The sequence below is a fragment of the Bradyrhizobium sp. SZCCHNR1051 genome (genome assembly GCF_032489615.1).
Classification (GTDB): domain Bacteria; phylum Pseudomonadota; class Alphaproteobacteria; order Rhizobiales; family Xanthobacteraceae; genus Bradyrhizobium.
In genome coordinates this window covers 1-24160 of record NZ_JAUEYJ010000010.1, presented here as the reverse complement: position 1 = coordinate 24160, position 24160 = coordinate 1, and the positions used below count along the sequence as shown (strand labels likewise).

Below are 24160 nucleotides of genomic sequence, written 5' to 3'. Positions count from 1 at the left end.
GCGCTGGGTTGAAACCCTCCGGTCGACAGGTCAGTTCATCAGCGGATTGCGCGGACGATAGCCGCCCGACTTGTCCTTGATGAAGATCTCCGCAACCTGGGAATGGCGGATCGGCTCGCCGGACTCGTCGGGAACCAGGTTCTGCTCGGAGACATAGGCGACGTATTCGGATTCCGCGTTCTCGGCCAGCAGGTGATAAAATGGCTGGTCCTTGTGCGGACGGACCTCCTCGGGAATCGACAACCACCATTCCTCAGTGTTGTTGAACTCCGGATCGATGTCAAAAATCACGCCCCGGAACGAGAACACCCGATGCCGGACGATCTGGCCGATCTGAAACTTGGCAGTTCGCGCTTTGATCATCCCAGTCGAATAGACCAGGATGGGGAGCGATGCTAGTGCCCCGCGGGCGGATTTGATCTAGACCAATCCGATTCGCGTCAAGCCGCGACGCCCCCGCATTCCAGGCCCTTCCCAGGCCCCCCAGTGGTCATCCTCCGAGCCCATGTTCGACATTCTCAACCTGGCCCTGCCTTATTTCGGCGTCGTTTTCATAGGCTTCGCCTGCGGTAAGTGGAGGAGGCTGCCCGAAGCCGGGCTCGCCTGGATGAACTTCTTCCTGCTCTACGTCTCGCTGCCCGCCTTGATGTTCAACCTCATCGCGCGCACACCGTTCACGGAGTTGAGCAACCCTCCCTTCCTGGTTGCAACGACGCTCGCCACCATGCTCACCTTCGCCCTGGCGCTCGTGCTCGGCAAGGCCATCGGGCGGCTGTCGCTGCGCGAGGCGACCATGGCCGGGCTCGCGGGTGGCTACGGCAATATCGGCTATATGGGGCCGGGGCTGGCGCTGGCCGTGCTCGGGACCAAGGCGGCGGCGCCGACCGCGCTGATCTTCTGCTGCGACAGCATCTTCCTGTTCTCGATCGTGCCGCTGCTCGTCGAACTGACCGAGCGCGACCACGCCTCGGTGGCGCACGCGCTGCGCACCGTGCTGCGCCAGATTCTGCAGAACCCGCTGATCATGGCGACGGCAGCCGGCATCCTGGCGGCCGCGTTTCAGCTGCATCCGCCGACCGTGCTCGATCGCACCCTGCAGTTCCTGCAGAACGCCGCTGCGCCGACGGCGCTGTTCGCGCTCGGCGTGACCGTGGCGCTGCGCCCGTTCGAGCGGCTGCCCTGGGAGGTGCCGGTCCTGACCGTGGTGAAGCTCGTCGTCCACCCGCTGCTGTCGTTCGGGCTGATGCTGCTGTTCGGGCCGTTCGCGCAGCCCTGGGCCGCGACTGCGGTGCTGATGGCGGCGCTGCCGCCGGCGCTCAACGTGTTCGTGATCGCGCGCCAGAATGACAGCTGGATCGAGCCGGCCTCGTCGGCGGTGCTGATCGGTACCTTCGCCTCGGTGATCACCCTGACCAGCGTGATGTGGCTGATCCAGAGTGGCCGGCTGGTGTTTCCCTGACGGTGCTCAACCGGCCCTGCGCGTGGCTCTCCATGACGGCGCCAGGCCCTCGCGCATCGCGAGCCGCCGCAGCGGGCCGATGCCGCCGATCAGGTGCATGCCGACGGCGCGCAGCGACTGCATCGGCAGGAGATCGCTGAGCAGCGAGCGGTTGGCGACGTCGATGGCGAAGGTGCGGCTCAGGATGTCGGCGCGGCGCGCCGCACCATAGCGCGCGAGCACCTGCGGCGCACCGATATCCTCGCCGGCCGCATTGGCCTTGCGCACGACATCGGCGATGTCGATGCCGTCGCGCAGGCCGAGGTTCAGTCCCTGGGCACCGATCGGCGGCACCACATGCGCGGCCTCGCCGACCAGGACGATGCGGTTTTGCGCGTAGCGCAGGGGCCGCTCGATCGCGAGCGGAAACACATGGCGGCCCGGCTCGACGCGAACGCGGCCGAAGATCGAATGCGACTGCCGCTCGGCCGCTGCCGACAGGGCATCGTCGTCGAGCGCGAACAGCCGGTCGGCCTCCTTCGGGGCTGCGACCCAGACGACGCTGGAGCGGTCGCCCGGCAGCGGCACGAACACACAAGGTCCCTGCGGCGTGTGGAATTCCGTCGACACGTTGTGATGCGGCCGCGCATGGGTGATGTTGAAGGTCAGCGCCGACTGTTGCAGCGTGCGCCGGCTCACGCCGATACCGGCGGCCTCGCGGCACAGCGAATGCCGGCCATCGGCGCCGATCACGAGCCGCGCCGTCAGCACGCGGCCCGATGCGCTGGTGACGGTCACCGCATCGGCATCGCTGCGGACGCTTTCCGCATCCTCGGCGATCCGCACCAGGCCGTCGATCTCGCCGGCGCGTTGTTCCAGCGCCTCGACCAGGACGGCATTGGCGATGTTGTAGCCGAACACGTCGAGACCGATCTCGTCGGCGACGAAGCGCACCTCCGGGGCCCGGATCAGCCGGCCGGTATCGTCGACCAGCCGCATCGCCTTCAGGCCGGCGGCGCGGTCACGGCACGATGACCAGACGCCGATCTCGTCGAGGAAATCGACCGAGCCGCCGAGCAGGGCGGTGGTGCGGTTGTCTGCATACGGGGCCTTGCGGGCCACGAGCGCCGTCCGCGCCCCGGTCTGCGACAAGGCAACGGCGGCGGCGAGCCCGGCGGGCCCGCCGCCGACGACGATGACGTCAAAGCTGGCGTCTGTGTTGCTCATGCGGGAACATTTGACGTTCCTGCGGGGCTTTTTCAAGAGTATTGCGTGAGCCTGCGCGGCGCATCGCCGCAACGGCGGATATGCAATTGGCTCCGATTCCTGATAGCACTGGCGCCGCATGGATCAGTTGAGACCAGAGAGCAGGGTGGCCGCAACGCCCGCCCATCGCGCCGCGGCGTTCTCGGTGCACGTCTTCACCGCGCTCGGTGCGGGCGTCGCGCTCCTCGCGCTGCTCGAGGCCGTGCGCGAGCATTGGACAGCGATGTTCTGGTGGCTCGGCGTCGCGCTCGTCATCGACGGCATCGACGGGCCGCTGGCGCGTCGGCTCGACGTCGTCCATGTGCAGCCGGACTGGTCGGGCGACGTGCTCGATCTGGTAGTGGATTTCACGACCTATGTGTTCGTGCCGGCCTACGCCATCACCGCCAGCGGGATGCTGCTGCCGCTCGCCGCGCCGGTCATCGGCGTCGGCATCGCCGTCACCGGCGCGCTGTATTTCGCCGATCGCCGCATGAAGAGCGACGACAATCATTTTCGCGGCTTTCCGGGACTCTGGAATATCGCGGCATTCTACCTGTTCCTGCTGCATCCCTCGCCATCGTTGGCGACCTTGGGGCTCGCGGTCCTGATCGCGCTGACCTTCGTCCCATTCCATGTCATCCACCCGGTGCGCGTCGAACGGCTGCGCTGGCTGACGCTGCCGCTGGTCGCGCTCTGGGGCGTCCTGGTCATCGATGTGCTGGGAAACAACTTCGCCGTGGACCCGATCGTGACGACGCTGTTGTGCGCGATCGCCCTCTACATCGTCGCGAGCGACTCCGCGATCCGCCTGTTGAGATCCTTGAAAGCATGATCGACCTTCTGACCAGTCCCGAAGCGTGGGCGGCGCTGCTCACCCTGACCGCCCTCGAGATCGTTCTCGGCATCGACAACGTCATCTTCCTGTCGGTGATCACCTCGCGCATCCCGCAGCCGCAGGCGACACGCGCCCGGCAGGTCGGGCTGGCGCTGGCCTTGATCTTCCGCATCGTGCTGCTCAGCGTGCTGGTCTGGCTGATCGGGCTGACGCAGCCGGTGCTCACGATCGGCGGCGTCGGCTTCTCCTGGCGCGACATCATCCTGATCGCCGGCGGCTTGTTCCTGATCGCCAAGGCCACGCATGAGATCCATGCCGAGGTCGAGGCGCGTGAGGACGGCGGGTCGCAGGGCGGCGGCACCAACAAGTTCTTCTGGGTGATCGTACAGATCATCGTCATCGATCTCGTGTTCTCGCTGGACTCGATCATCACGGCGATCGGCATGGCCCAGGATCTCGAGATCATGATCGCCGCCGTCATCATCGCCATGGTCATCATGTACGTGTCCTCCGGACCGGTCGCTCGCTTCGTGGCGAACCATCCGACCACCAAGATGCTGGCGCTCGCTTTCCTGCTCCTGATCGGCGTCGCGCTGGTCGCCGACGGCTTCAAGTTCCACATCCCGCGCGGCTACATCTACTTCGCGATTGTCTTTGCGCTGGCGGTCGAAGCCTTCAACGTGATGGCCTCGCGCAACCGCAGGAAGCGCAACGCCTGACAGGTGCCGAGTTGACAAGGCCGTCGCGATCGACTTCGCTTTTGCCGCCGGCAGCGCCCGATGCGCGGCCGGAGTCCGGCTCCTTCAACGGAGCCGGATGTCCGATGAGAATCAGGTAACTGTCGGAAGTTCTTTCGCCGGATTCTCGGACGCGGCGATGGAGAGTCCGAAGGGAGATGGCGGGATGACCAAGGCGGTGCGCGTGCACAAGGTGGGAGGCCCCGAGGTGCTCGTCTATGAGCCGGTCGACGTCGCCGCGCCCGGCCCCGGCGAGGTCCGCATCCGCCAGCACGCGATCGGCCTGAACTTCATCGACGTGTACTACCGCACCGGACTGTACAAGGCGCCCGGCCTGCCGTTCATCACCGGCAACGAGGCGGCAGGCGAGGTGATCGCCGTAGGGCCGGGCGTCACGAATTTTCATCCCGGCGACCGCGTCGCCTACTACGAAAATCTGGGCGGCTACGCGACCGAGCGCAATATCGCTTGGCAGCGCCTGGTCAAGCTGCCCGACCACATCACCTATGAGCAGGGCGCGGTGCTGATGCTCAAGGGACTGACGGTCTGGTATCTGCTGCACAAGACGTTCAAGGTCGAGCCGCACCATCGCGTGCTGATCCACGCTGCCGCCGGCGGCATCGGCCTGCTGGCCTGCCAGTGGGCGCGCGCGCTCGGCGCGCACGTCATCGGCACCGTCGGCTCCAAGGCGAAGGCCGATCTCGCCCTGGCCAATGGCTGCGACCACGTCATCCTCTACAACGAGGAGGACTTCGTCGCACGGGTCAAGCAGATCAGCCGCGGTGAATTGTGCGACGTGGTCTATGACGGGGTCGGCAAGTCGACCTTCCCCGGCTCGTTGTCCTGCTTGAAGCCGCGCGGTCTGTTCGTCAGCTTCGGCAATGCCTCGGGTCCGGTGCCGCCATTCTCGATCGCGGAGCTCAACAGCCATGGCTCTTTGTTCGCGACCCGGCCGAAGCTCAACGACTACATCGGCAAACGGTCCGAGTTGCTGGAGGGCGCCGACACGCTGTTCTCGGCGGTGATCAGCGGCAAGCTGCACGTGCAGATCAATCACGCCTATGCGCTGAAGGATGCGGGCCGGGCGCACGCCGATCTCGAAAGCCGCGCCACGACCGGGGCCTCGATCCTCAAGCCATAGGCGCTTGGCGATCGGGATCTGCCGCTAGAATTCGTCCCGGATCGAAGCGCCACCAGCCGAAGCCCGGCTCCAGAGCACCGCGTCCGTCTGCGCTGCCGTCGTCGACGCCCCGATCCGCGCCGGCGCGAGGCTGTCTTGTCCGTCGCGCCAGGCGCGCTCGCGCTCGGGGTCGTCGAGCGCCAGAACGAGACCCTGATTGAGCTCATAGAGGCCAGCGGCGAGTCCTGCGCTGTCGAGCGCTTCCCTGAGCGAATCCTGCACCAGGGCGCGCAGAGCGACGTGTGGCGCCGAGACCGGCACGTCCACCTCGCGGCCGGCCATGGCCTGCGCGCAGGCGCGCCGGTCGAACGAGGCATGGCCGCGGCAGGCGAGCGGACGCGCGGGATGGATGATGCAGCCGCCGCGCACGACGAATGGGCAAGGCTGGCGCAGCTTCATTCGCTCGGTCTCGCCCAAGCCGCGCGTCGCGCGGTTGGCGAGCTTGATCCGTCGTGACAGCGAGCCGAGCGCGGTTGCCGGCATGCGCTGATCGATCTGCCGGGCGTAGCGCGCGAGCAGGAAGATCTCCGGTGCCGTCGCCGTCACGCGCAGCGCGCAACAGGAGGGGCAGCCTTTGGCGCAGGCGAGGGCGGGCAGATGCGCCGTCTGGGCATGGATGTTGGCTTCGAACAGATCGAAGGCGCGGTCGGCGAGCATGTTCGCCAGGTTCTGCGAGGCCTGCCCGGACGCCAGCAGCGCGCTGAAGACCCGTCGCAGTTCGCTGAAAGCTGCTTCGCTCAATGTTGTCCTCCGACGCCCGCACGAACCAAAACGTCAGCGACCGCGGCGCACCCGGCGCACCGCGGTCGACATGGATGAGGCAGAGAGGACGCCCGCTGCCTCATCCGGAGAGAGCCGACGTCAGGCAGCAACGCCTTTCAGGATCGCGTCGAAGCAGGGGCGGGGGATGCGGAAGAATCCGCGGCCGCCGGCGAACGTCCGATAGTGCGGACGTGCCATCTCGAGCAGGCGCTCGTACCATTCGTTCGCGGTGAGCCCGGCCGGCTTCTCGCCGATCGAGTTGATGTCCGAGTTCGGAAAGAAGCGGACGTGAATCAAAACCTCTTCGGTGGCGGCAGCGGGGGCGATGTGGCTCGCGGCGTCCGTGACGGGTAGTGCCCGAGCCAGATTGTCTCTCGCCATTCTCGTATCTCCTTGTGTCGTACCGACGTCGTTGTCGGCGGAATGATCATCAGCTTGGTCCGGCAAGCCTCGTCCCTCCGAGCTGATCACATCCCGTACAACGCTATATCCACAAGGATATAACGTATGTCATCGGACCGCAGGTATTTGGCTCCGCAAAGATCGTTGGTCAGGCGGCGCGCTGTCTTTGATCTAGGTCAATCGACGTCCGGGAACCTCCGTCGCGACGCGATAGACCTGACGCTGTGGCTCCTCGTCTTCGCGCCGGCATTCTTCCGCTCCTCCGACAATCATGTTCTCGGCGATCGCGCGCCCCTCCGGACGCGCATCCCGCAAGGCCGGCTCGACTGATGAATGCCGCGCCGGTCCTCCCGCGATCTCGGCCGCTACGCCACGCACCGGGCAGCGCCGACCTTGGTCAGGATGCCATCCAGCGTGTCGATCATCGCCGCGATTTCGTCCCGGGTCACGTTGAGCGCCGGCATGAAGCGCAACGCATCCGGACGCGGCGCGTTCAGCAGCAGGCCGAGCTCGAAGGCATGTGCGACGATCGCCGGCGCGATCGGCCTGATCACGTCGAGCGCGAGCAACAGACCGCGGCCGCGCACTTCGCCCAAGCCGTGCCTTGCCGACATGCGCTGCAGTTCACTCTCGAGATAGATCCCGTTGTCCGCGACAGCCTTGAGAAACTCCGGCTTCTCGATGACGTCGAGCACAGCAAGCCCCGCCGCGCACATGAGCGGATTGCCGTTGAAGGTGCCGCCCTGATCGCCATGCTCGAAACAAGACGCCGCGTCGGTCGCCAGCAGGGCGGCGAGCGGGACACCACCGCCGATGCCCTTGCCCAAGGTCATGATGTCCGGGAGGACGTCGGCGTGCTCATAGCCGAACAGTTTTCCGGTGCGGCCCATTCCGGTCTGGATCTCGTCGACGATCAGCAGCAGCCCGTGCTCGGCGGTCAGCGCCCGCAAATGCTGCAGGAACTTGTCCGTCGCGGGCCACACGCCGGCCTCACCCTGGATCGGCTCCAGCATGATCGCGACCGTCTGGTCGGAGATCAGCGCCTCGACCGAGCCGATGTCGTTCAGGCGCGCCTTGGGAAAGCCAGGCACCTTCGGCTCGAACAGCGGCTCGAACGCCTTCTTGCCAGAAGCCGACATCGTCGCCAGGGTGCGGCCGTGGAAGCCGCCCTCGAAGGTGATGATCTCATACGCGCCGTTCTTGCGCAGGGCGCCGTATTTGCGCGCGAGCTTGATGGCGCCTTCATTGGCTTCGGCGCCCGAATTTGTGAAGAATACCTGGTCGAAGCACGAGCGGTCGACCAGTGCTTTGGCGAGTTGCAGGCTGGTATCGTTGAAATAGGCTGGGCTCGGCGTGATCAGGCGCGCCGCCTGGTTGGTGAGCGCGCTGGCAAGCTCCGGCGGCGCATGGCCGAGCGCGTTCACGGCCCAGCCCTGGATGAAGTCCAGATAGCGCTTGCCATCGTCGTCCCATAGCCAGGAGCCCTTGCCCTGAACGAAGACGGTGCGCGGACGCGCCGTGATCTCCATCAGAGCGTCGTAGGGATGGGAGGCGGTCAGCATGTGCAATCTCCTGTGCTCAGGGGGAAACGGTGGGCCAAAAAGCGAGAAGGCCGCTCCTTTGCGGGAGCGGCCTTCTCGAAAACCTGGAGCTGATGAGCTAGCTGATCAGCAACGTCTTCGGACATGGCGCGCCCCGGCATCGTCACGGCGGTGACGACGGCAAACGGCGGCGCGGCGGTTGGTCCGGTTGAAGATCATGCGGCGGCCATACAGGCAAATCGCAACCGGTGTCAAGATGCCGGCCTGCAGGCTGCAATACGGGCCGCTGCTCCGGGAAGCGGCGAGGGAAGCGCCGGCCGGTGCGAAGGCCGCACGATCCAATCTCGGGTCTCGCGCTTTAGTGACAACTTTACCAAACATTTAGCGGCTGCGTTTACTTTGCCGGGCAGCTTGAAAATGCAAGCGCTCAGGACGAGCGATGTCGAACCCCCATCTCACGATCGCCGAAGAAGTGCAGGCGGCCATAGCCACCGGCTCAGCCGACCGCTGCTCCGGCGTGGCCGAGCGGGTGGCCGCCCTGTTCGTCGCCTCGGCCGGCAGCCTGGATATCGAGCAGCACGCGCTGTTTGCCGACGTCTTCGAGCGTCTCGTCAACACCATCGAGCTGCGCGCGCTGGCCGACGTCGGTGCCCGGATCGCACTCGCCGAACTCAGCGCCCAGCTTGCCCCGATCCCGCAGGCGCCGGCCGGCGTGATCCGGCGGCTGGCCTATCATGACGACATCGCCGTCGCGGGGCCGGTGCTTTCGGAATCGCCGCGGCTGAGCAGCGAGGATCTCGTCGAGATCGCGCAGACGCGCGGCGAGAAGCACCTGATTGCGATCGCCGGGCGCTGGTGGCTGCAGGAGATCGTTACCGATGCGCTGCTCGCGCGACGCTATCCGAGCGTGAGCCGCCAACTGATGAGGAATCCCGGGGCGCGGGTGTCTCCCGCCGGATTCGCCGCCATCGTGGCGCAGGCGGCTGGAGATGCAGAGCTCACGGTCGCGGCCGGCATCCGCGCCGATCTGCCGGCGGCCTTGCGCAGGACCCTGTTGCAGCGCGCGACGGAGGCGGTGAGGGCGCGGCTGCTCGCGTCGGCGCCGCCGCATCTCTACGAAGAAATCCGCAGCGCCATTTCAGCGGCCACGGTCGACGCCGAGCGCGACATGTCGCGAAACCGCGATGGTGGCAGCTCCAAGGTGGCGGTTGGCCAGCTGAAGCAGGGCGGAAAGCTGACCGAGGCCGCGCTGCTGGAATTTGCCCGTCAGCGGCGCTACGGCGAGACGATCGCGGCCATCGCGGAGCTCGCGAAATGCAGCATCGAGCTGGTGCGGCCGCTGATGCAGAGCCTGCGCAGCGACGGCATTCTCGTGCCGTGCAAGGCCGCCGGGCTGAGCTGGATCACGGTTGCCGCGATCCTCGATAGCCGGTTCGTTTCAGGTGCAACGCCCCCCGATGAGATGACCAAGCTCAAGAACAAATATCTCGAACTGAAGCAGGACGAGGCGCTTCGCCTGCTAAAGCTCTGGTCGGTTCGCACCACGGGCTCCTCGCACTGAGGGGCAGTCCGCAGGTCCAGGACGCATCTCCTCGCCCGTCTGTAATTCCCCCGAGTTCCCGGCGGCTGGCCCGAGACGCGACAGAGCCGCGCTAGAAACCCGCGACCGTCCCGTGCAGGTCGTATTCGTCGGCACGCTCGATCTTGACCGTGACGATCTCGCCGACACGCAGCGGCCGGCGGCTGGACAGATAGACGGCGCCATCGATGTCAGGGGCATCAGCCTTGGTGCGGCCCTTGGCGACGCTCGGCCCGACCTCGTCGATGATCACCTGCTGACGCGTTCCAACCTTGCGCTTGAGCCGGCGTGCCGAGATCTTCTGCTGGCGGGCCATCAGGGCGTCCCAGCGCTCCTGCTTGACCGCGTCCGGGACTTGGTCGGGCAGGGCGTTGGAGGTCGCGCCGGCCACCGGCTCGTATTTGAAGCATCCGAGCCGATCGATCTCGGCCTCATCCAGCCAGTCCAGCAGATAGGCGAAATCCGCGTCCGTCTCGCCGGGGAATCCGACGATGAAGGTCGAGCGCAGCGCAAGGTCGGGGCAGGCTGTCCGCCAGGCTTTGATCCGGTCCAGCGTCTTGTCCTGCGCCGCCGGGCGGCGCATCGCCTTCAGGACGTTCGGGCTGGCATGCTGGAATGGGATGTCGAGATAAGGCAATATCTTACCGTCTGTCATGAGGCCAATCACCTCGTCGACATGCGGGTAGGGGTAGACGTAATGCAGCCGGACCCAGGCGCCGAGCTCACCGAGCTCGCGCGCCAGATCGAGGAAGCGCGCCCGGACGCTGCGGTCCTTCCAGGCGCTTTCGGCATATTTCAGGTCCAGCCCATAGGCCGAGGTGTCCTGCGAAATGACCAGCAGCTCCTTGACCCCGGCTGCGACCAGCCGCTCGGCCTCGCGCAGCACGTCGGCCGCGGGGCGCGACACCAGATCGCCACGCAGCTTCGGGATGATGCAGAAGGTGCAGCGGTTGTTGCAACCTTCGGAGATCTTCAGATAGGCGTAGTGCCGGGGCGTAAGCTTGATGCCCTGCGGAGGAACCAGATCGAGATGAGGGTTGTGCGCAGGCGGCGACGCGCGGTGTACGGCGTCCAGCACACTCTCATACTGCTGCGGGCCGGTGATCGACAGTACGCCGGGATAGGCCTGCTCGATCTGCTCCGGCTCGGCGCCCATGCAGCCGGTGACGATGACCTTGCCGTTCTCGGCCATGGCCGAGCCGATCGCCGACAGCGATTCCTGCTTGGCACTGTCCAGGAACCCGCAGGTGTTGACGATGACGACGTCGGCGCCGTCATGCTTCCGGGCAAGCTCGTAGCCCTCGGCGCGGAGACGCGTGATGATGCGCTCGGAATCGACCAAGGCCTTGGGACATCCGAGCGAAACAAAGCTGATCTTGGGCGCCGAACCCTGCTGCATCTTGGAACTGCCTGATGAGATAGGCGTCAGCTAGTCCGAATTGTCCAGAAAGACAAGGCTTTGAGGCGGCCACGTCCATGCTATGGGTGAGGGCCCGGACAACCTGGTGATCGATGAGCGCCGAGCAATCGCCTAAAATCGTGATCGTCGACGAAAGCCCGATCCGCGCGGCCATCCTGGAGGAGGGCTTGCGGGAAGCGGGCTTTACCGGCGTCGTGCATGTCAGCGAGATGCAGGGTCTTCTGGCGCGCATCTATGCCCTAGATCCGGACGTCATCGTCATCGACCTGGAGAACCCGAGCCGCGACGTGCTGGAGCAGATGTTCCAGGTCAGCCGCGCCGTCCGCCGGCCGATCGCGATGTTCGTGGACCAGAGCGACGCCGCCTCGATCCAGGCCTCGGTGGAGGCGGGCGTCTCCGCCTACATCGTTGATGGCCTGAAGAAGGAGCGGATCAAGCCGATCCTCGACCTCTGCATCTCCCGCTTCAATGCGTTCTCCAAGCTTCAGGACGAGCTGGAGCGCGCCAAGTCCGCGCTCGAGGACCGCAAGGTGATCGACCGCGCCAAGGGCATTCTGATGAAGATGAAGGGCTTCACCGAAGAGGAAGCCTACGTGCTGTTGCGCTCCACAGCCATGCGCGAAAAGAAGAAGATCGGCGAGATCGCACAATCGATCCTGACCGCCTCGGAGATGTTGAAATGACTGGCCCGCTTCGCATTGGCTTCATTCCGCTGGTCGATGCCGCGGCGCTGATCGTCGCCGTCGATAAGGGCTTCACGGCCGCGGAGGGGCTCGACGTCACCCTCGTCCGCGAGGTCTCCTGGTCGAACGTCCGCGACAAGCTCAACATTGGCCTGTTCGATGCCGCGCATCTGCTGGCACCGGTGGCCATTGCGTCCAGTCTTGGTATCGGCCACGTCAAGGTTCCGATCGTCGCGCCGTTCAATCTCGGCGTGAACGGCAACGCGATCACCGTGACGCCGGCGCTGCATGCGGCAATCATGGCCCACCTCGAGGGTGATCGTTTCGACCCGATGGCGACGGCGCTGGCCCTGGCGCGCGTCGTCGCTGAACGGCGCAAGGTCGGCGCCGAGCCGCTGACTTTCGGCATGACGTTTCCGTTCTCGACCCACAACTATCAGTTGCGGTTCTGGATGGCCGCAGGCGGCGTTGACCCCGATGAGGACGTCCGCCTCGTGGTGCTGCCGCCGCCCTACATGGTGGAGAGCATCGCCAACGGTCACGTCGATGCGTTCTGCGTCGGAGCACCGTGGAACTCGATCGCGGTCGATCTCGGCATCGGCCATATTCTCCACTTCGTGTCTGACGTGCTGGTGCGCGCGGCCGAAAAGGTGCTGGCGGTCAGGCAGAGCTGGGCTGACAAAAATCCCGGCGCCCTCGCCGGCCTGGTCCGCGCCTGCGCGAAGGCCGCCGATTTCATCGAGCAGAACCATGGGGAGGCCGCGCGTATCCTGGCCCAGCCGGAGCGGATCGGCGTCGATGCGGAGGTGCTCCAGCGTACGCTGGACGGCCGCCTCAAGATCTCGCCGGATGGCACCTTCCGCGAAAGCTCGCGCTATCTGCTGGTGGGCCGGGAAGAAGCGGGACGGCCCGAGAAGATCCAGGCGGCATGGCTGTATGCCCAGATGGTGCGGTGGGGCCAGACTCCCCTCAGCAATGAAGCCCTGGGCACCGCCATGGGCGTGTTCCGGCCGGATATCTACGACGCGGCGATGGGCACGGCCGCGGTCGGCACGGATGCCGCCATCGGCGCGTTCGCTGGTCCGCCTTTTGCGGTGGACGACGTGATCGGCCATCTCAAGGCATTCAAGATCGGCCGCTGGACGGCCTGATCCACCGCTCCGATCAGGGTCTGGGCACCGGGCGCCGCCGACCAATTTTTGGGCGGCGTGCCCGTATTTCGGGGCTTGAGCCTGACAACGCGCCTTCATCGATTCGGGCAGCGACCTGATTCTTCGCGCTTTTCCTTGATTTGTCCCGCTGGCACGCAACTTGAATGTTGCGGTGCAGTCGGCCGCCGCAGACGCCGCTGACTGCAATCCATGTCGGATTTCCGCAGCAACGAAGCTGGTCGGATCGCTCACCTGAAGCAGGCCATACCGGCCGGTCGGACGATGCGATCCTCATCCCATTCCCGAACGCCAATCGCCCTGGCCGCTGGAGCTTCGTCCGCCATCATGAAAATCGAATCGTTGTCAGTCGACTTCAACGACGAGCAGAAGCGCTACCTCGAAGGGTTGGCCGCGGGCCTCAAGGTCACGCTCGCAGGACGCGGCCAGGGTGGCGCGCCGACAGCAAGCGAGCCGACCGGTCCGGACGCCATCCACATCAAGGCGCAGGACAAGGTGATCGCGTCGGGACGGAAGCTCGCCGACCAGGAAAAGGTCAAGCGCGAAGGACATCCGTTCGATGCCTACGAACGGCTGAAGGAGCAGGCGCGCAACGATGCCGCGCCATCCACGGCCGACAATTTCCGTTGGCGCTACTACGGCCTGTTTCACGTCGCTCCGGCGCAGGACTCCTACATGTGCCGTCTGCGCATCCCCAACGGCATCCTGAAGCATTGGCAGTTGACCGGCCTCGCCGATCTCGCCGACGAGCTTTGCGGTCCCTACAGCCACGTCACCACGCGGGCAAACCTGCAACTGCGCGAAATCCCACCCAGGCACGCGGTCATGCTGCTGGAGGGACTTTCGGATCTCGGTCTGACCGCGCGCGGCTCCGGCGCCGACAACATCCGCAACGTAACGGGAACGCCAACCGCGGGGATCGATCCGCAGGAATTGCTGGATACGCGGCCCTATGCGCGCGAATGGCATTTCCACATCCTCAACGACCGCTCGCTGTACGGCCTGCCACGCAAGTTCAACGTCGCTTTCGATGGTGCCGGGCAGATCGCGGCGCTCGAGGACACCAACGACATTGCGTTCTCGGCGGTCGAGGTGAAGGACGGTTTTGGGGTTGCGCCCGGCGTGTGGTTCAGACTCGGCCTCGGCGGCATTACGGGACACAAGGATTTTGCCAAGCCGACCGGAATCATCGTCGAGCCGGAGCGGGCGACCGAGGTGGCTGACGCCATCGTGCGGCTCTTTATCGAGACCGGCGACCGCACCAATCGTCTCAAGGCGCGGCTCAAATATGTGCTCGACAACATGGGGCACGACAAGTTCATGGAAGCCGTCGAGACGAGGCTTGGCCGCAAGTTTGCGCGCGTGCCGGACGAGGCGCTCGAGCCGCGGCCCGACTCCGACCGCATGGCCCATGTCGGCGTGCACCAGCAGAAGCAGCAAGGGTTGAACTGGATCGGCGTCGTGCTGCCGCTGGGCAAGCTGACCACGGATCAGATGCGCGCGCTTGCCAGAATCGCAGCGGATCTTGGCGACGGCGAGATCCGGCTCACGGTGTGGCAGAACCTGCTGTTATCGGGCGTCCGCGACGACAAGGTCGCGCTGGCCTGCGCCGCGGTCGAGCAGATCGGACTGTCGGTCAAGGCCTCGCACATCCGCGCCGGACTGATCGCCTGCACAGGCAACGCCGGCTGCAAGTTCGCAGCATCCAACACCAAGAAACATGCGGCCGAGATCGGCGACTGGTGCGAGAGCAGGGTGGACGTCGACACGCCGCTGAACATTCATCTCACCGGCTGTCATCACTCCTGCGCCCAGCACTACATCAGCGACATCGGCTTGATCGCGGCAAAGGTGCCGGTTGGTGACGGCGACGACACGGTCGAAGGCTATCATCTGTTCGCCGGGGGTGGTTTCGGCCCTCAGGCCGATATCGGCCGCGAGGTCTATCGCGACCTCAAGGCGGCGGATGCGCCTGTAACCGTCGAGAAGCTGCTCAAGGCCTATCTCGCCCATCGCGCCTCGCCCGAAGAGACCTTCCTGTCGTTCGCACGCCGTCACGACGGCGAAGCGCTGCGCAATCTCGCCGAAGCCCAGACCTCGTCGCAGGTGTCAGCATGAACCAGATCACGCCCATGCCCAACATCGATATCATTCCTCCGACGGCGCCATTTTCCGAGGCGCAGCGCTCGTGGCTCAACGGCTTCCTGGCCGGAGCGCTCGGTCTAGACGGCTCGACAGCATTGTCGCCGACGCAGAACGGCGCTGTGCTCGCGCCCGCAGGCGACGGTGATGACGGCGAGGCGCCATGGCACGATCAGACCATGCCGATCGGCGAGCGCATGAAGCTCGCCGAGGGCCGTCCGCTGCGCCGGCGCATGATGGCGGCCATGGCGCAGCAGGACTGCGGCCAATGTGGCTACAATTGCAACGACTATTCGGATGCGATCGCCGGTCGCAGCGAGGCGCGGCTGAATCTGTGCGTCCCCGGTGGCAAAGAAACCGCGCGGATGCTGAAGGCTCTTTACGAGGAGATCGACACGGCTCCGGCGGCCGCCAAGCCCGCTGCTGCTGCGCCGGCCACCGTCTCCGTCGTCGTCAGCGAGCCCGGCCGCTCGCGCGACAATCCGGTCGAGGCGACGTTCCTGTCGCGGCGCCTGCTCAACAAGCCGGGCTCGGAGAAAGAGACCTGGCACATCGAGTTTGATCTGGGAGAGAGCGGGCTCGACTACGTCGTCGGCGATTCCTTCGGCATCTTCGCCAAGAATGATCTCGGCCTGGTCGACCAGATCATCGCGCTGCTCGGCGCCTCGCACATGACCGAGGTGAAGGGAAAGCCGCTGCGGCAGTGCCTCTTGGAGGATGTCTCGCTGTCGCCGGCACCGGATTCGCTGTTCGAGCTGATCTCCTTCATCACCGGCGGCGCGACCCGCGAGAAGGCGCGGCAGCTGGCGCAGGGCGAGGATCCCGATGGCGATGCGGCGACGCTCGATGTGATGGCGGTGCTGCAGAAGTTCTCCGGTGTCCGGCCGCATCCCGAAGCCTTCGTCGAGGCACTGGAGCCGCTGCAGCCGCGGCTCTACTCGATCTCGTCGTCGCACAATGCCACGCCCGGCAAGTTGTCGCTGACGGTCGACTGCGTCCGCTACGTCGTTGGCAAGCGCAAGCGGCTGGGCCTCGCCTCGACGTTCCTGGCCGAGAGGATCAATCCCGGCGACAAGCTGCGCGTCTATGTGCAGAAGGCGCATGGCTTCGCGCTGCCGGCCGATCCCAAGACGCCGATCATCATGGTCGGCCCCGGCACCGGCGTTGCGCCGTTCCGTGCCTTCCTGCTCGATCGCAGGGCGACCGGCGCGCCGGGCAAGAACTGGCTGTTCTTCGGCCATCAGCGCAGCGACTGCGACTTCTTCTACGCCGACGAGCTCAACGCCATGAAGACCGCGGGCCTCTTGACGCGGCTGTCGCTGGCGTGGTCGCGCGACGGCGACAAGAAGTTCTACGTCCAGGACCGCATGCGCGAGGTCGGCCGCGAGGTGTGGACCTGGCTCGCCGACGGCGCCCACCTCTACATCTGCGGCGACGCCAAGCGCATGGCCAAGGACGTCGAGCGCGCCCTGGTCGACATCGTCGCCCAGTTTGGTGCCCGGTCCACGGATGAGGCCGTCAGCTTCGTTGCGGACCTCAAGAAGAAGGGCCGGTTCCAACTCGACGTCTACTGAGCCGGAACCCGATGGAGAATATTTCTCGGTCGGAACACCGATCGAGAATTTTTTGGTTCCAAGCGGACCCGAAACAGGGGGCTTGTCGTTATTTCGCCGGTTGCCTTGCACCCGGCCGCGGGAACGCTTTTCTCATGGCCGGAACTTCAGGAGACCGGCCATGCGGACGATATCGACGCCCCTGCGACAGATGCCCCAGGCCCGCGCCATTCGCGAGCGCGGCGCAACCGTCGCGCTGGTTGCCTTCTACAGCGCGATGGCGCTGATTGCCGCGATCACCCTGGGCACGTCTTTCACGCATCCGTTCTGATTCTCATCACCTCTTGAACGGCGCGACCGTGATGGCGGCCGCGTCGAGTGCCTTGCGGACCTCGCGTGCGATCTCGACGGCGCCGGCGGTGTCGCCATGGATGCAGACGGTGTCGGTCCGCATCTTCATCACCTTGCCAGTCACCGAAATCACCGCGCCGTCCAGAACCATGCGCACGACGCGATCGGCGATGACCTTGGGCTCGTGCAGCACCGCGCCGGGCTTGCTGCGCGACACCAACAGTCCATCGTCGCCATAGGCGCGGTCGGCAAACACCTCGTGAGCCATCCTCAGATTGGCCTTCTCGCCCGCGGTCACCAGCTTGGAGTTGGCGAGCACGACGAAGATCAGGCTGGGATCGACGGCCTTGATCGCCTTGGCGATGGCGTTCGCCGTCATCTCGTCCTCGCAGGCGACATTGGACAGCGCGCCGTGTGCCTTCACATGCGTGACCTTGTGACCGGCCGCGGTGGCGATCGCCTGCAGGGCGCCGATCTGATAGGCGACGAGGTTCTCGATCTCCGAGGATTTCAACCCCGGCATCGGACGCCGGCCGAAACCGTGCAAATCGCGATAGCCGGGATGCGCGCCGACGCTGACGCCTTTGGCCTTCGCCATCTCGACCGTCCGCCGCATGATGTCGGCGTCACCGGCATGAAAGCCGCAGGCGACGTTGACCGATGTCGCCAGCTCGATCATCGCGACGTCATTGCCCATTTCCCACGGGCCGAAGCCTTCTCCGAGGTCGCAGTTCAGATCGACGGTGCTGGTCATGTCAGGGTCCGCTCGTTGATGGGTCCGAAGCAACGTGAGATGTGATCAAACTAATCGGGAGTGACTCCGGGCCAGGTGGTGGCGTCGGTTGCGCTGACGGCATGACCGGCCACATTGGCCGTGAACAGCGCATCGACGTTGAAGTCGCTGCTCGCGATCGCGGTGACGCGGCCGGGCAGGCTGCGCAACAGGCCCATATAGCGGCGCAGCTCGGTCTGTGCCTCGACCATGCTCACCGCCTTGAAGCGGAACGGCGTGCCGGCGGGCGTCTGCGCCAGGCGGCCGAAATCGGCTGTGATGACGGTCGCGATCTTCGGATAGCCGCCGCTGGTGCCGCGGTCCGACATCAGCACGATCGGCGAACCATTGCCGGGCACCTGGATGCTGCCGTCCACGGTGCCGTCCGAGACGATGTTGTGACCGTGCAGGTGGCGGATCTGCGGCCCCTCGAGCCGATAGCCCATGCGGTCGCTGGTCGCCGAGACCATCCAGTCGCTGCCGAGGAACAGCGCTTTCATCTCGTCGCTGAACTCGTCGTCCTGCGGCCCCATGACGACTCGAATCGCGCCGCTAATTTTCGGCAGATCGATCCGCAGTTCCGGCGCGTCGCCGGCGGGTGCGACCTCGAACACGTCGCCGGCCTGGAGCGGCCGCGGGTAGGGACTGCCAAGTCCAGCGCGTGCATTCACCGAGAGACTGTTGAACATCGGTTCGCCGGCGATGCCGCCTTCGACGGCGAGATAGGTGAAGGAGCCGCCGCGAGCAAAGCCGAGCGTGAGTTCCTCTCCATCGTTCAGCGTCACCGACGTGCTGATCTCGACCTGCCGCTTGGCAACATCCGCCGGTCGTTGCGCGCCCGCGAGCGCCACGCGCACCGCGCCGCCCTTCGCCGTGAAGGTCGCGCCGAACGGGCCGATCTCGATCGCAGCCGCCATCGGCTCATTGCCGACGAGGCTGTTAGCTGCGGCCAGCGCCAGCTTGTCCATTGCACCGGACGGCGTCAGCCCGTAGCGCTGCGCGCCGAAACGCCCGCCATCCTGGACCGAGCTTGCCGGGCCGATCTGTGAGACGACGAGCGTGCTCATGCGGCGATCCGCTCGGCAATGAGCTCGCCGCCCTCGGCGGCGCGCTCCTGCTCGGTGAAGGTCTTCACGTCAACGGCGTAGAAGCTGACCTCGTCGCCGGGCTCGAGCAGGAAGGTCGGGTCGCGATGCAGTTGAAACGTCCGCATCGCGGTGCGGCCGAGCAGGTGCCAGCCGCAGGGGCCTGCAAGGCATTGGATGCCGGTCTGGATGCCGCCGATGGCGATGATGCCTGCCGGCGTCGAGAGCCGCGGATTCTGGCGGCGCGACATCTGCAGCGTGGGATCGAGACCGGACAAATAGGACCAGCCGGGGGTAAAGCCGATCATTGCGACGCGATAAGTTCTGGCGATATGGCGCGCAACGACTTCGTCCGGCGTGAGACTCAACGCCTTCGCGACATCCTCGAGGTCGATGCCATTCTCTCCGCCATAGCAGACAGGAACCCGCCAGCGCCTGACCTCACTGTCCGGCGCGAGCGACCCGGCCGACAGCGCCAACAGCCTTGCCCCGAGCGTGTCGTGGTCGATGACGTCAGCATCATAATGCACGAGCAGCGAACGATAGGTCGGCACCGTCTCCGTGATGCCCTCGATCCCGGCCGCTGCCACTGCATGGTCGAGCGCCAGGACGCGGCGGTTGGCGATCTCGTCGATGGTCCGGCTGAACTCGACGGTGACGGCGCTGTCGCCGCTGGGCAGCAGGCGGGGAGGTGGAAAGGGATCGGCCATGAGTCCGAAGTGATCCGCGTTGATGGTCCCTGATCTAGCTCGTTTCGATCGCAAGTGGAATTGGGTCAAAGGCAAAAAGTCTCGAAAATTCAATAAATTAATCGGATGCTCGGCGATAAGAAGACTTTATCGGATGGGCGCAAGCCCTGCATGCGCTGGACGCACCGAGCATGCCCTTGACGCCGCCTTCGTCGCTCGCAAGATGCGCCTGCTTTTTTCCGCCAGCCTGTTTGGAGCGCCAGTCTCAAGATGTCCCTCACCCCCGAAGCCATCGCCACCCTGTCTCAAGTCACAACCGCGACCATCACGACGGTCTTGCTGAAGAAGGGGTTGCGCAATGTCTGGCTGCGCGGCGCCAAGCCGCTGCGCCCGGGACAGAAGCGGCTGGTCGGTCCCGCCTTCACGCTCCGCTTCGTGCCGGCGCGCGAGGATCTGGCGACGCCGGAATCCTGGTCGTCGCCGATCTCCACCCGCACCGCGATCGAGGCCATGCCCGAAGGCTGCATCGCCGTGGTCGATGCGATGGGCGTCAAGGACGCCGGCATCTTCGGCGACATCCTCTGTGCCCGCATGGTCAAGCGCGGCGTCACCGCGCTGATCACCGACGGCGTGGTGCGTGACCTCGAAGGCGTGCTCGGCACCGGGCTTCCGGTATGGTGCGACGGCTACGCTGCTCCGCCCTCGGTCGCCGGCCTGACCTTCGTCGGTTGGGGCGAGGCGATCGGCTGCGGCGGTGTGGCCGTGTTCCCGAACGACGTCGTCGTGGCCGACCAGGACGGTGCGGTGCTGATCCCGCAGGCGATGCTCGATCACGTGCTCGCCGAGGGCCCCGAGCAGGAACGCATGGAGGCCTGGATCGTCGACGAGGTGAACAAGGGCGCGGTGCTGCCGGGTCTCTATCCGATGAACGCAGAGACCAAGGCGCGTTACTCCGCGTCGAAGAAGTAGTTCACGGCCCCGATCAATCGACGGCACAGATTCAGGAAAGGTAGAACAATGGTCGAAGTCTATCTCGCGGGCTCTCGCCCCACCCGCCGCGCGGCGGCGGAAAGCTTTACGGGCACGGTTTGGCAGGATCCGATCATCACGCCACAGGCTCCGGCTCGCGTCGCCTCGGCGCGTGTCGCGTTCGAGCCGGGTGCTCGCACGGCCTGGCACACCCATCCCCTCGGGCAGACGCTCTATGTCATCCAGGGCGTCGGCCGCGTGCAGGCCAAGGGCGGGCCGGTGCGCGAGATCAAGGCCGGCGACGTCGTCTGGATTCCGCCGGGCGAGAAGCATTGGCATGGCGCCGCGCCGACCACCGGCATGGTCCACGTCGCGATGCATGAATCGCTCAATGGCGAGCACGTGACGTGGATGGAGCACGTCACCGACGAGGAATATGCCGCCCCGGTCGGCTGAGGCTGAGCAGCACCCGAGATCAGTTCGAGCGCGCGGTCGCAGGGCCGCGCGCTTTTCATTTGAAAGAGCGTCGACCGCAGGCGCGGCGCTCAGTTCACCCGCGTCCAGGTCTGGCCACCGCAGAACATGCCGCCGAAGGCGCAGCCCTGCACGCGCAGACTGTCCATTCCCTTCAGCGCAATGGTCGAGTCGTAGGTGCTGCCGCTGTTCGGATCGAAGATGCGGCCGGTCCACTTCTTCTCCTGCGTCTTGTCGCTCGGACGCATGTTGATCAGGATCTGCTCGCCGTTCTGGTTGGTCTTTGCGTCCACGGCGTAGCCGCAGAGATTGGTGCCGCAGGGCTCGATGCGGATCTGGCCCTCCTTCTCCTCGGTCAACCAGATGCCGACCGGCGAGTTGGGATCGCGACCGGCGGTCTGCGCCGCAGCGGGCGGCGCGGCTGCGGTGGTCACGGCAGGCGTCTGGGCTGGGCGCGGTGGCGGCGGCGCGGCGGCAGGAGCCGGAGCCGCAGCAGGTGCCACAACGGCCGTCGCAGCGGCTGGCGGCGCAACCGGTGCCGCGGCGTTGGCGGCCGGGGCCGCTTGGACGGGAGCAGGCGCAACCGGCGGGGTCGCCGGTACGGCTGCCGTCGGAGCTGGTGCGGGAGGAACAGGGGCTGGGGCCGCGGCGGCCGGAACCTGCGGCTGCGGGGCCGGCGTAACGGCCGCCTCGGCTGGCGCCTGGGCCGGCTTGTCCGCGCCGGGCTGCGGCCTGGCCGCCGGATCCGGATCGCGCTTGGTGCGCTTGGTCTTCTTCTGCTCGGTATTGTCGTAGACCCCGGGGATCTGCACGGTGCCGCGGTCGGGATCGATGCGGATCGTCTTGCCGCCGTATTCGATGACGTACTGCGCCTCGGCGGCACTGCTGGCCAGAACCAAAGCCACAACAGCCAACAGCCTCTTCATCCGTGTCTCCGCGATGTCGGTTGCTGATGTGAGCGAGCTCACGCGCAGTTAAGTCGCTGATGCGGCGTCCCCGGTTCAATGCGCCACCTGCTCAGAAATCGAGCGGCGCATTGTCGACGACCTCCTTCATCACGAAGAACGTGCGCGTCTGGCGTACGCCGGGCAGCGAGATCAGTTGGTCGCCATGCATCCGATTGAAGTCGTGCATGTCGCGGACGCGGATCTTCAGGAAGAAGTCGAAATCGCCGGCCACGAGATGACAGTCGAGCACGAATTTCAGCTTTCGGATCGCGGCCTCGAAGGTGCGAAAGCTCTCCGGCGTTGAACGGTCGAGCACGACCCCGACCAGGACCAGCGCGCTGCGCTCGACCTTCTCGGGCGCGATCTGGGCGCGCACACCGGTGATGTAGCCGTCGTCGAATAGCCGCTGCGTGCGGCGATGGCAGGTGGCGGGGCTGACGTGGACGGCGGCGGCGAGCTCGGCATTGGTCATCCGGCCGTCCTTCTGCAGCAATTGCAGAATGCGCCGGTCGACACGGTCCAGGTCAGGGGCGGAAGCTTCTTTCGATTTTCGTGTCATTTGCGGATGTATCTATCGTCAAATCGCGATAATGCGGAGGTAAGCACGAAAACATGGGGCGATAAAGAGAGCACCTTTCTGAGGGCTTTTCGTATGGTGAGGCGACCCTTTTCATCCACCCACGGAGAGATCCCGTGCTTCGGCTCGACAAGTTCAAGAAGTATCCGCTCACCTTCGGCGCCACGCCCATCGAGCATCTGCCGCGCCTCACGGCGGCGCTCGGCAGCAAGGTGCAGATCTACGCCAAGCGCGACGACTGCAATTCCGGCCTCGCGATGGGCGGCAACAAGCTGCGCAAGCTCGAATACATCGTGCCGGACGCGATCGAGTCGAATGCCGACACGCTGGTCTCGATCGGCGGCGTGCAGTCGAACCACACCCGCATGGTCGCGGCGACTGCCGCCAAGATCGGCATGAAGTGCGTCGTGGTGCAGGAGAGCTGGGTGCCGCACGAGGACGCCGTCTATGACCGCGTCGGCAACATCCTGATGACGCGCCTGATGGGCGCTGACAGCCGCATCGTGCCGGATGGATTCGACATCGGCATCCGCAAGAGCTGGGAGGATGCGATCCAGTCGGTGAAGGACGCCGGCGGCAAGCCCTACGGCATTCCGGCCGGCGCCTCGGTGCACAAGTTCGGCGGCCTCGGCTATGTCGGCTTCGCCGAGGAGGTGAGGGCGCAGGAAGCCGAGATGGGCATCAAGTTCGACTACATCATCGTCTGCGTCGTCACCGGCTCGACCCAGGCCGGCATGATCGTCGGCTTCGCCGCCGACGGCCGCGCCGACCGCGTCATCGGCATCGACGCCTCCGGCACGCCGGAGCAGACCCGCACCCAGGTGCGTCAGATCGCCGACAACACCGCGGAGCTCGTCGAGCTCGGCCGCAAGGTGCGCGACGACGAGATCGTCATCCTCGAGGACTACGCCTATCCGGCCTATGGCGTGCCCAGCGCCGAGACCAACGAGGCCATCCGGCTGGCCGCCCGCACCGAGGCGATGATCACCGACCCGGTCTATGAGGGCAAGTCGATGCAGGGCATGATCGACCTGGTCAAGAAGGGCTACTTCCCGGAAGGCTCGAAGGTGCTCTATGCGCATCTCGGTGGTGCCCCGGCGATCAACGGCTACAGCTACACGTACCGGAACGGGTGAGGGCGGTTTCGTCTTCCGCCGCCGCGTAGCGGTGGTCCGAGGTCCAACACCACATTCCGCTGTCGTCCCGGCCTTCGAGCCGGGACCCATAGCCGCCGGCGGTGCTGTTGTCGTCCTCTGCATCTCCGGCTGTGCCTCAAACTACGGCCTGTGAGTATGGGTCCCGGCTCAAAGGCCGGGACGACACCGAATGTGTCGCGCGAGCGATCCACACATGACGTCGCCGTCTCGCGACGCACCAGCGTCCGAGGGATCCATCAGTTCGCCCCTCTGAATGAAGAGGGTGCAGGGAATGCCGGGTGAGGGCCTCACCCATGGCCCGCCTGCAACAAGAAAAGCAGGCGGCAGTTACCACAGGATCAGCCGAACATCCGGCATTCCCTGCGCGACGGTCTTAACGGTAGAGTCGAGGAAGGGCGCGGTGGCTTGGGCCATTCGGCAACGCCCCGTTTCCCTTCCCCGCTCATCGAA

24 protein-coding genes are annotated in these 24160 nt (G+C 65.7%); 13 read left to right on the top strand and 11 right to left on the bottom strand.

The annotated features are described in order from the left end of the window. Positions 1-30 precede the first annotated feature (30 nt). Positions 31-363 carry a heat shock protein HspQ gene (gene hspQ / locus QW868_RS13820; protein WP_315711998.1) on the bottom strand — a complete coding sequence of 111 codons (333 nt, stop codon included), beginning with the start codon at positions 361-363 and terminating at the stop codon, positions 31-33. Positions 364-505: 142 nt separating this feature from the next. Between hspQ and QW868_RS13815 the strand changes: the two genes are divergently transcribed. Beyond that, positions 506-1459, top strand: a complete 954-nt coding sequence (locus QW868_RS13815) for an AEC family transporter (protein ID WP_316178310.1) — start codon at positions 506-508, stop codon at positions 1457-1459. 6 nt (positions 1460-1465) lie between these two features. On the opposite strand, the gene QW868_RS13810 is transcribed toward QW868_RS13815, so the two are convergent. Beyond that, positions 1466-2665 (bottom strand): UbiH/UbiF family hydroxylase, encoded by a 1200-nt coding sequence (locus QW868_RS13810; protein WP_315811047.1) that lies wholly within the window; start codon positions 2663-2665, stop codon positions 1466-1468. A gap of 118 nt (positions 2666-2783) precedes the next feature. Here QW868_RS13810 and pcsA point away from each other — a divergent pair, with 118 nt between their 5' ends. From pcsA to QW868_RS13795, 3 genes are all read left to right on the top strand, one after another. After that, complete coding sequence (gene pcsA / locus QW868_RS13805; protein ID WP_316230766.1) at positions 2784-3518, top strand: phosphatidylcholine synthase; 735 nt, start codon at positions 2784-2786, stop codon at positions 3516-3518. Beyond that, on the top strand, positions 3515-4240 hold the full coding sequence (locus tag QW868_RS13800; protein WP_315737916.1) for a TerC family protein: 726 nt from the start codon (positions 3515-3517) through the stop codon (positions 4238-4240). Before pcsA ends, QW868_RS13800 begins: the two co-directional genes overlap by 4 nt. A 184-nt stretch (positions 4241-4424) precedes the next feature. After that, the gene (locus QW868_RS13795) at positions 4425-5399 is read left to right on the top strand and encodes a quinone oxidoreductase (RefSeq protein WP_315772107.1); all 975 of its coding nucleotides are present in this window, start codon (positions 4425-4427) and stop codon (positions 5397-5399) included. 24 nt (positions 5400-5423) lie between these two features. On the opposite strand, the gene QW868_RS13790 is transcribed toward QW868_RS13795, so the two are convergent. The 3 genes from QW868_RS13790 to QW868_RS13780 form a co-directional block, all read right to left on the bottom strand. Continuing rightward, positions 5424-6179, bottom strand: a complete 756-nt coding sequence (locus QW868_RS13790) for a hypothetical protein (protein ID WP_316230765.1) — start codon at positions 6177-6179, stop codon at positions 5424-5426. Between the two features lie 120 nt (positions 6180-6299). Then, positions 6300-6581, bottom strand: coding sequence for a hypothetical protein (locus QW868_RS13785; RefSeq protein WP_315737919.1), 282 nt, complete (start codon positions 6579-6581; stop codon positions 6300-6302). Between the two features lie 386 nt (positions 6582-6967). Further along, positions 6968-8164 (bottom strand): acetylornithine transaminase, encoded by a 1197-nt coding sequence (locus tag QW868_RS13780; RefSeq protein WP_316230764.1) that lies wholly within the window; start codon positions 8162-8164, stop codon positions 6968-6970. A 418-nt stretch (positions 8165-8582) separates the two neighbouring features. Here QW868_RS13780 and QW868_RS13775 point away from each other — a divergent pair, with 418 nt between their 5' ends. After that, entirely contained in the window at positions 8583-9704 is a 1122-nt protein-coding gene (locus tag QW868_RS13775) for a DUF2336 domain-containing protein (protein ID WP_316230763.1), read from the top strand. Between the two features lie 91 nt (positions 9705-9795). Here the strand turns inward: QW868_RS13775 and rimO are convergent, their stop codons facing one another. Beyond that, positions 9796-11121, bottom strand: coding sequence for a 30S ribosomal protein S12 methylthiotransferase RimO (gene rimO, locus QW868_RS13770; protein WP_315785398.1), 1326 nt, complete (start codon positions 11119-11121; stop codon positions 9796-9798). Positions 11122-11234: 113 nt separating this feature from the next. Between rimO and QW868_RS13765 the strand changes: the two genes are divergently transcribed. The 5 genes from QW868_RS13765 (at position 11235) to QW868_RS13745 (ending at position 17020) form a co-directional block, all read left to right on the top strand. After that, positions 11235-11825: an ANTAR domain-containing response regulator gene (locus tag QW868_RS13765; protein WP_012044202.1), complete on the top strand. Its 591-nt coding sequence runs from the start codon at positions 11235-11237 to the stop codon at positions 11823-11825. After that, on the top strand, positions 11822-12976 hold the full coding sequence (locus tag QW868_RS13760; RefSeq protein ID WP_316178299.1) for a CmpA/NrtA family ABC transporter substrate-binding protein: 1155 nt from the start codon (positions 11822-11824) through the stop codon (positions 12974-12976). Before QW868_RS13765 ends, QW868_RS13760 begins: the two co-directional genes overlap by 4 nt. A 345-nt stretch (positions 12977-13321) precedes the next feature. Then, a complete protein-coding gene (locus QW868_RS13755; RefSeq protein ID WP_316230762.1) occupies positions 13322-15112 on the top strand; it encodes a NirA family protein in 1791 nt (596 codons plus the stop codon). Next, the gene (locus tag QW868_RS13750) at positions 15109-16710 is read left to right on the top strand and encodes a sulfite reductase subunit alpha (protein WP_316230761.1); all 1602 of its coding nucleotides are present in this window, start codon (positions 15109-15111) and stop codon (positions 16708-16710) included. Before QW868_RS13755 ends, QW868_RS13750 begins: the two co-directional genes overlap by 4 nt. A 160-nt stretch (positions 16711-16870) precedes the next feature. Further along, on the top strand, positions 16871-17020 hold the full coding sequence (locus QW868_RS13745; protein WP_315711980.1) for a hypothetical protein: 150 nt from the start codon (positions 16871-16873) through the stop codon (positions 17018-17020). A gap of 6 nt (positions 17021-17026) precedes the next feature. Here QW868_RS13745 and QW868_RS13740 read toward each other — a convergent pair whose 3' ends face one another. From QW868_RS13740 to pxpB, 3 genes are read right to left on the bottom strand one after another with little or no spacing between them, the layout of a single operon-like run. Then, positions 17027-17794, bottom strand: coding sequence for a 5-oxoprolinase subunit PxpA (locus QW868_RS13740; RefSeq protein ID WP_316230760.1), 768 nt, complete (start codon positions 17792-17794; stop codon positions 17027-17029). A gap of 50 nt (positions 17795-17844) precedes the next feature. Beyond that, positions 17845-18879 carry a biotin-dependent carboxyltransferase family protein gene (locus QW868_RS13735; protein ID WP_316230759.1) on the bottom strand — a complete coding sequence of 345 codons (1035 nt, stop codon included), beginning with the start codon at positions 18877-18879 and terminating at the stop codon, positions 17845-17847. Beyond that, positions 18876-19607, bottom strand: coding sequence for a 5-oxoprolinase subunit PxpB (gene pxpB, locus QW868_RS13730; protein WP_316230758.1), 732 nt, complete (start codon positions 19605-19607; stop codon positions 18876-18878). The genes QW868_RS13735 and pxpB overlap by 4 nt, the downstream gene beginning before the upstream one ends. A gap of 249 nt (positions 19608-19856) precedes the next feature. On the opposite strand from pxpB, the gene QW868_RS13725 reads away from it, so the two are divergent. Both QW868_RS13725 and QW868_RS13720 read left to right on the top strand, forming a co-directional pair. Continuing rightward, on the top strand, positions 19857-20555 hold the full coding sequence (locus QW868_RS13725; protein ID WP_315737930.1) for a ribonuclease activity regulator RraA: 699 nt from the start codon (positions 19857-19859) through the stop codon (positions 20553-20555). Between the two features lie 48 nt (positions 20556-20603). Further along, positions 20604-21011, top strand: a complete 408-nt coding sequence (locus tag QW868_RS13720) for a cupin domain-containing protein (protein WP_315774747.1) — start codon at positions 20604-20606, stop codon at positions 21009-21011. An 89-nt stretch (positions 21012-21100) separates the two neighbouring features. Here the strand turns inward: QW868_RS13720 and QW868_RS13715 are convergent, their stop codons facing one another. Both QW868_RS13715 and QW868_RS13710 read right to left on the bottom strand, forming a co-directional pair. Continuing rightward, complete coding sequence (locus tag QW868_RS13715; RefSeq protein ID WP_315785412.1) at positions 21101-21955, bottom strand: DUF2147 domain-containing protein; 855 nt, start codon at positions 21953-21955, stop codon at positions 21101-21103. Positions 21956-22046: 91 nt separating this feature from the next. Continuing rightward, entirely contained in the window at positions 22047-22535 is a 489-nt protein-coding gene (locus QW868_RS13710) for an Lrp/AsnC family transcriptional regulator (RefSeq protein ID WP_316230757.1), read from the bottom strand. A gap of 134 nt (positions 22536-22669) precedes the next feature. On the opposite strand from QW868_RS13710, the gene QW868_RS13705 reads away from it, so the two are divergent. Further along, entirely contained in the window at positions 22670-23689 is a 1020-nt protein-coding gene (locus QW868_RS13705) for a 1-aminocyclopropane-1-carboxylate deaminase (RefSeq protein WP_316230756.1), read from the top strand. The last annotated feature ends 471 nt before the right edge of the window (positions 23690-24160 follow it).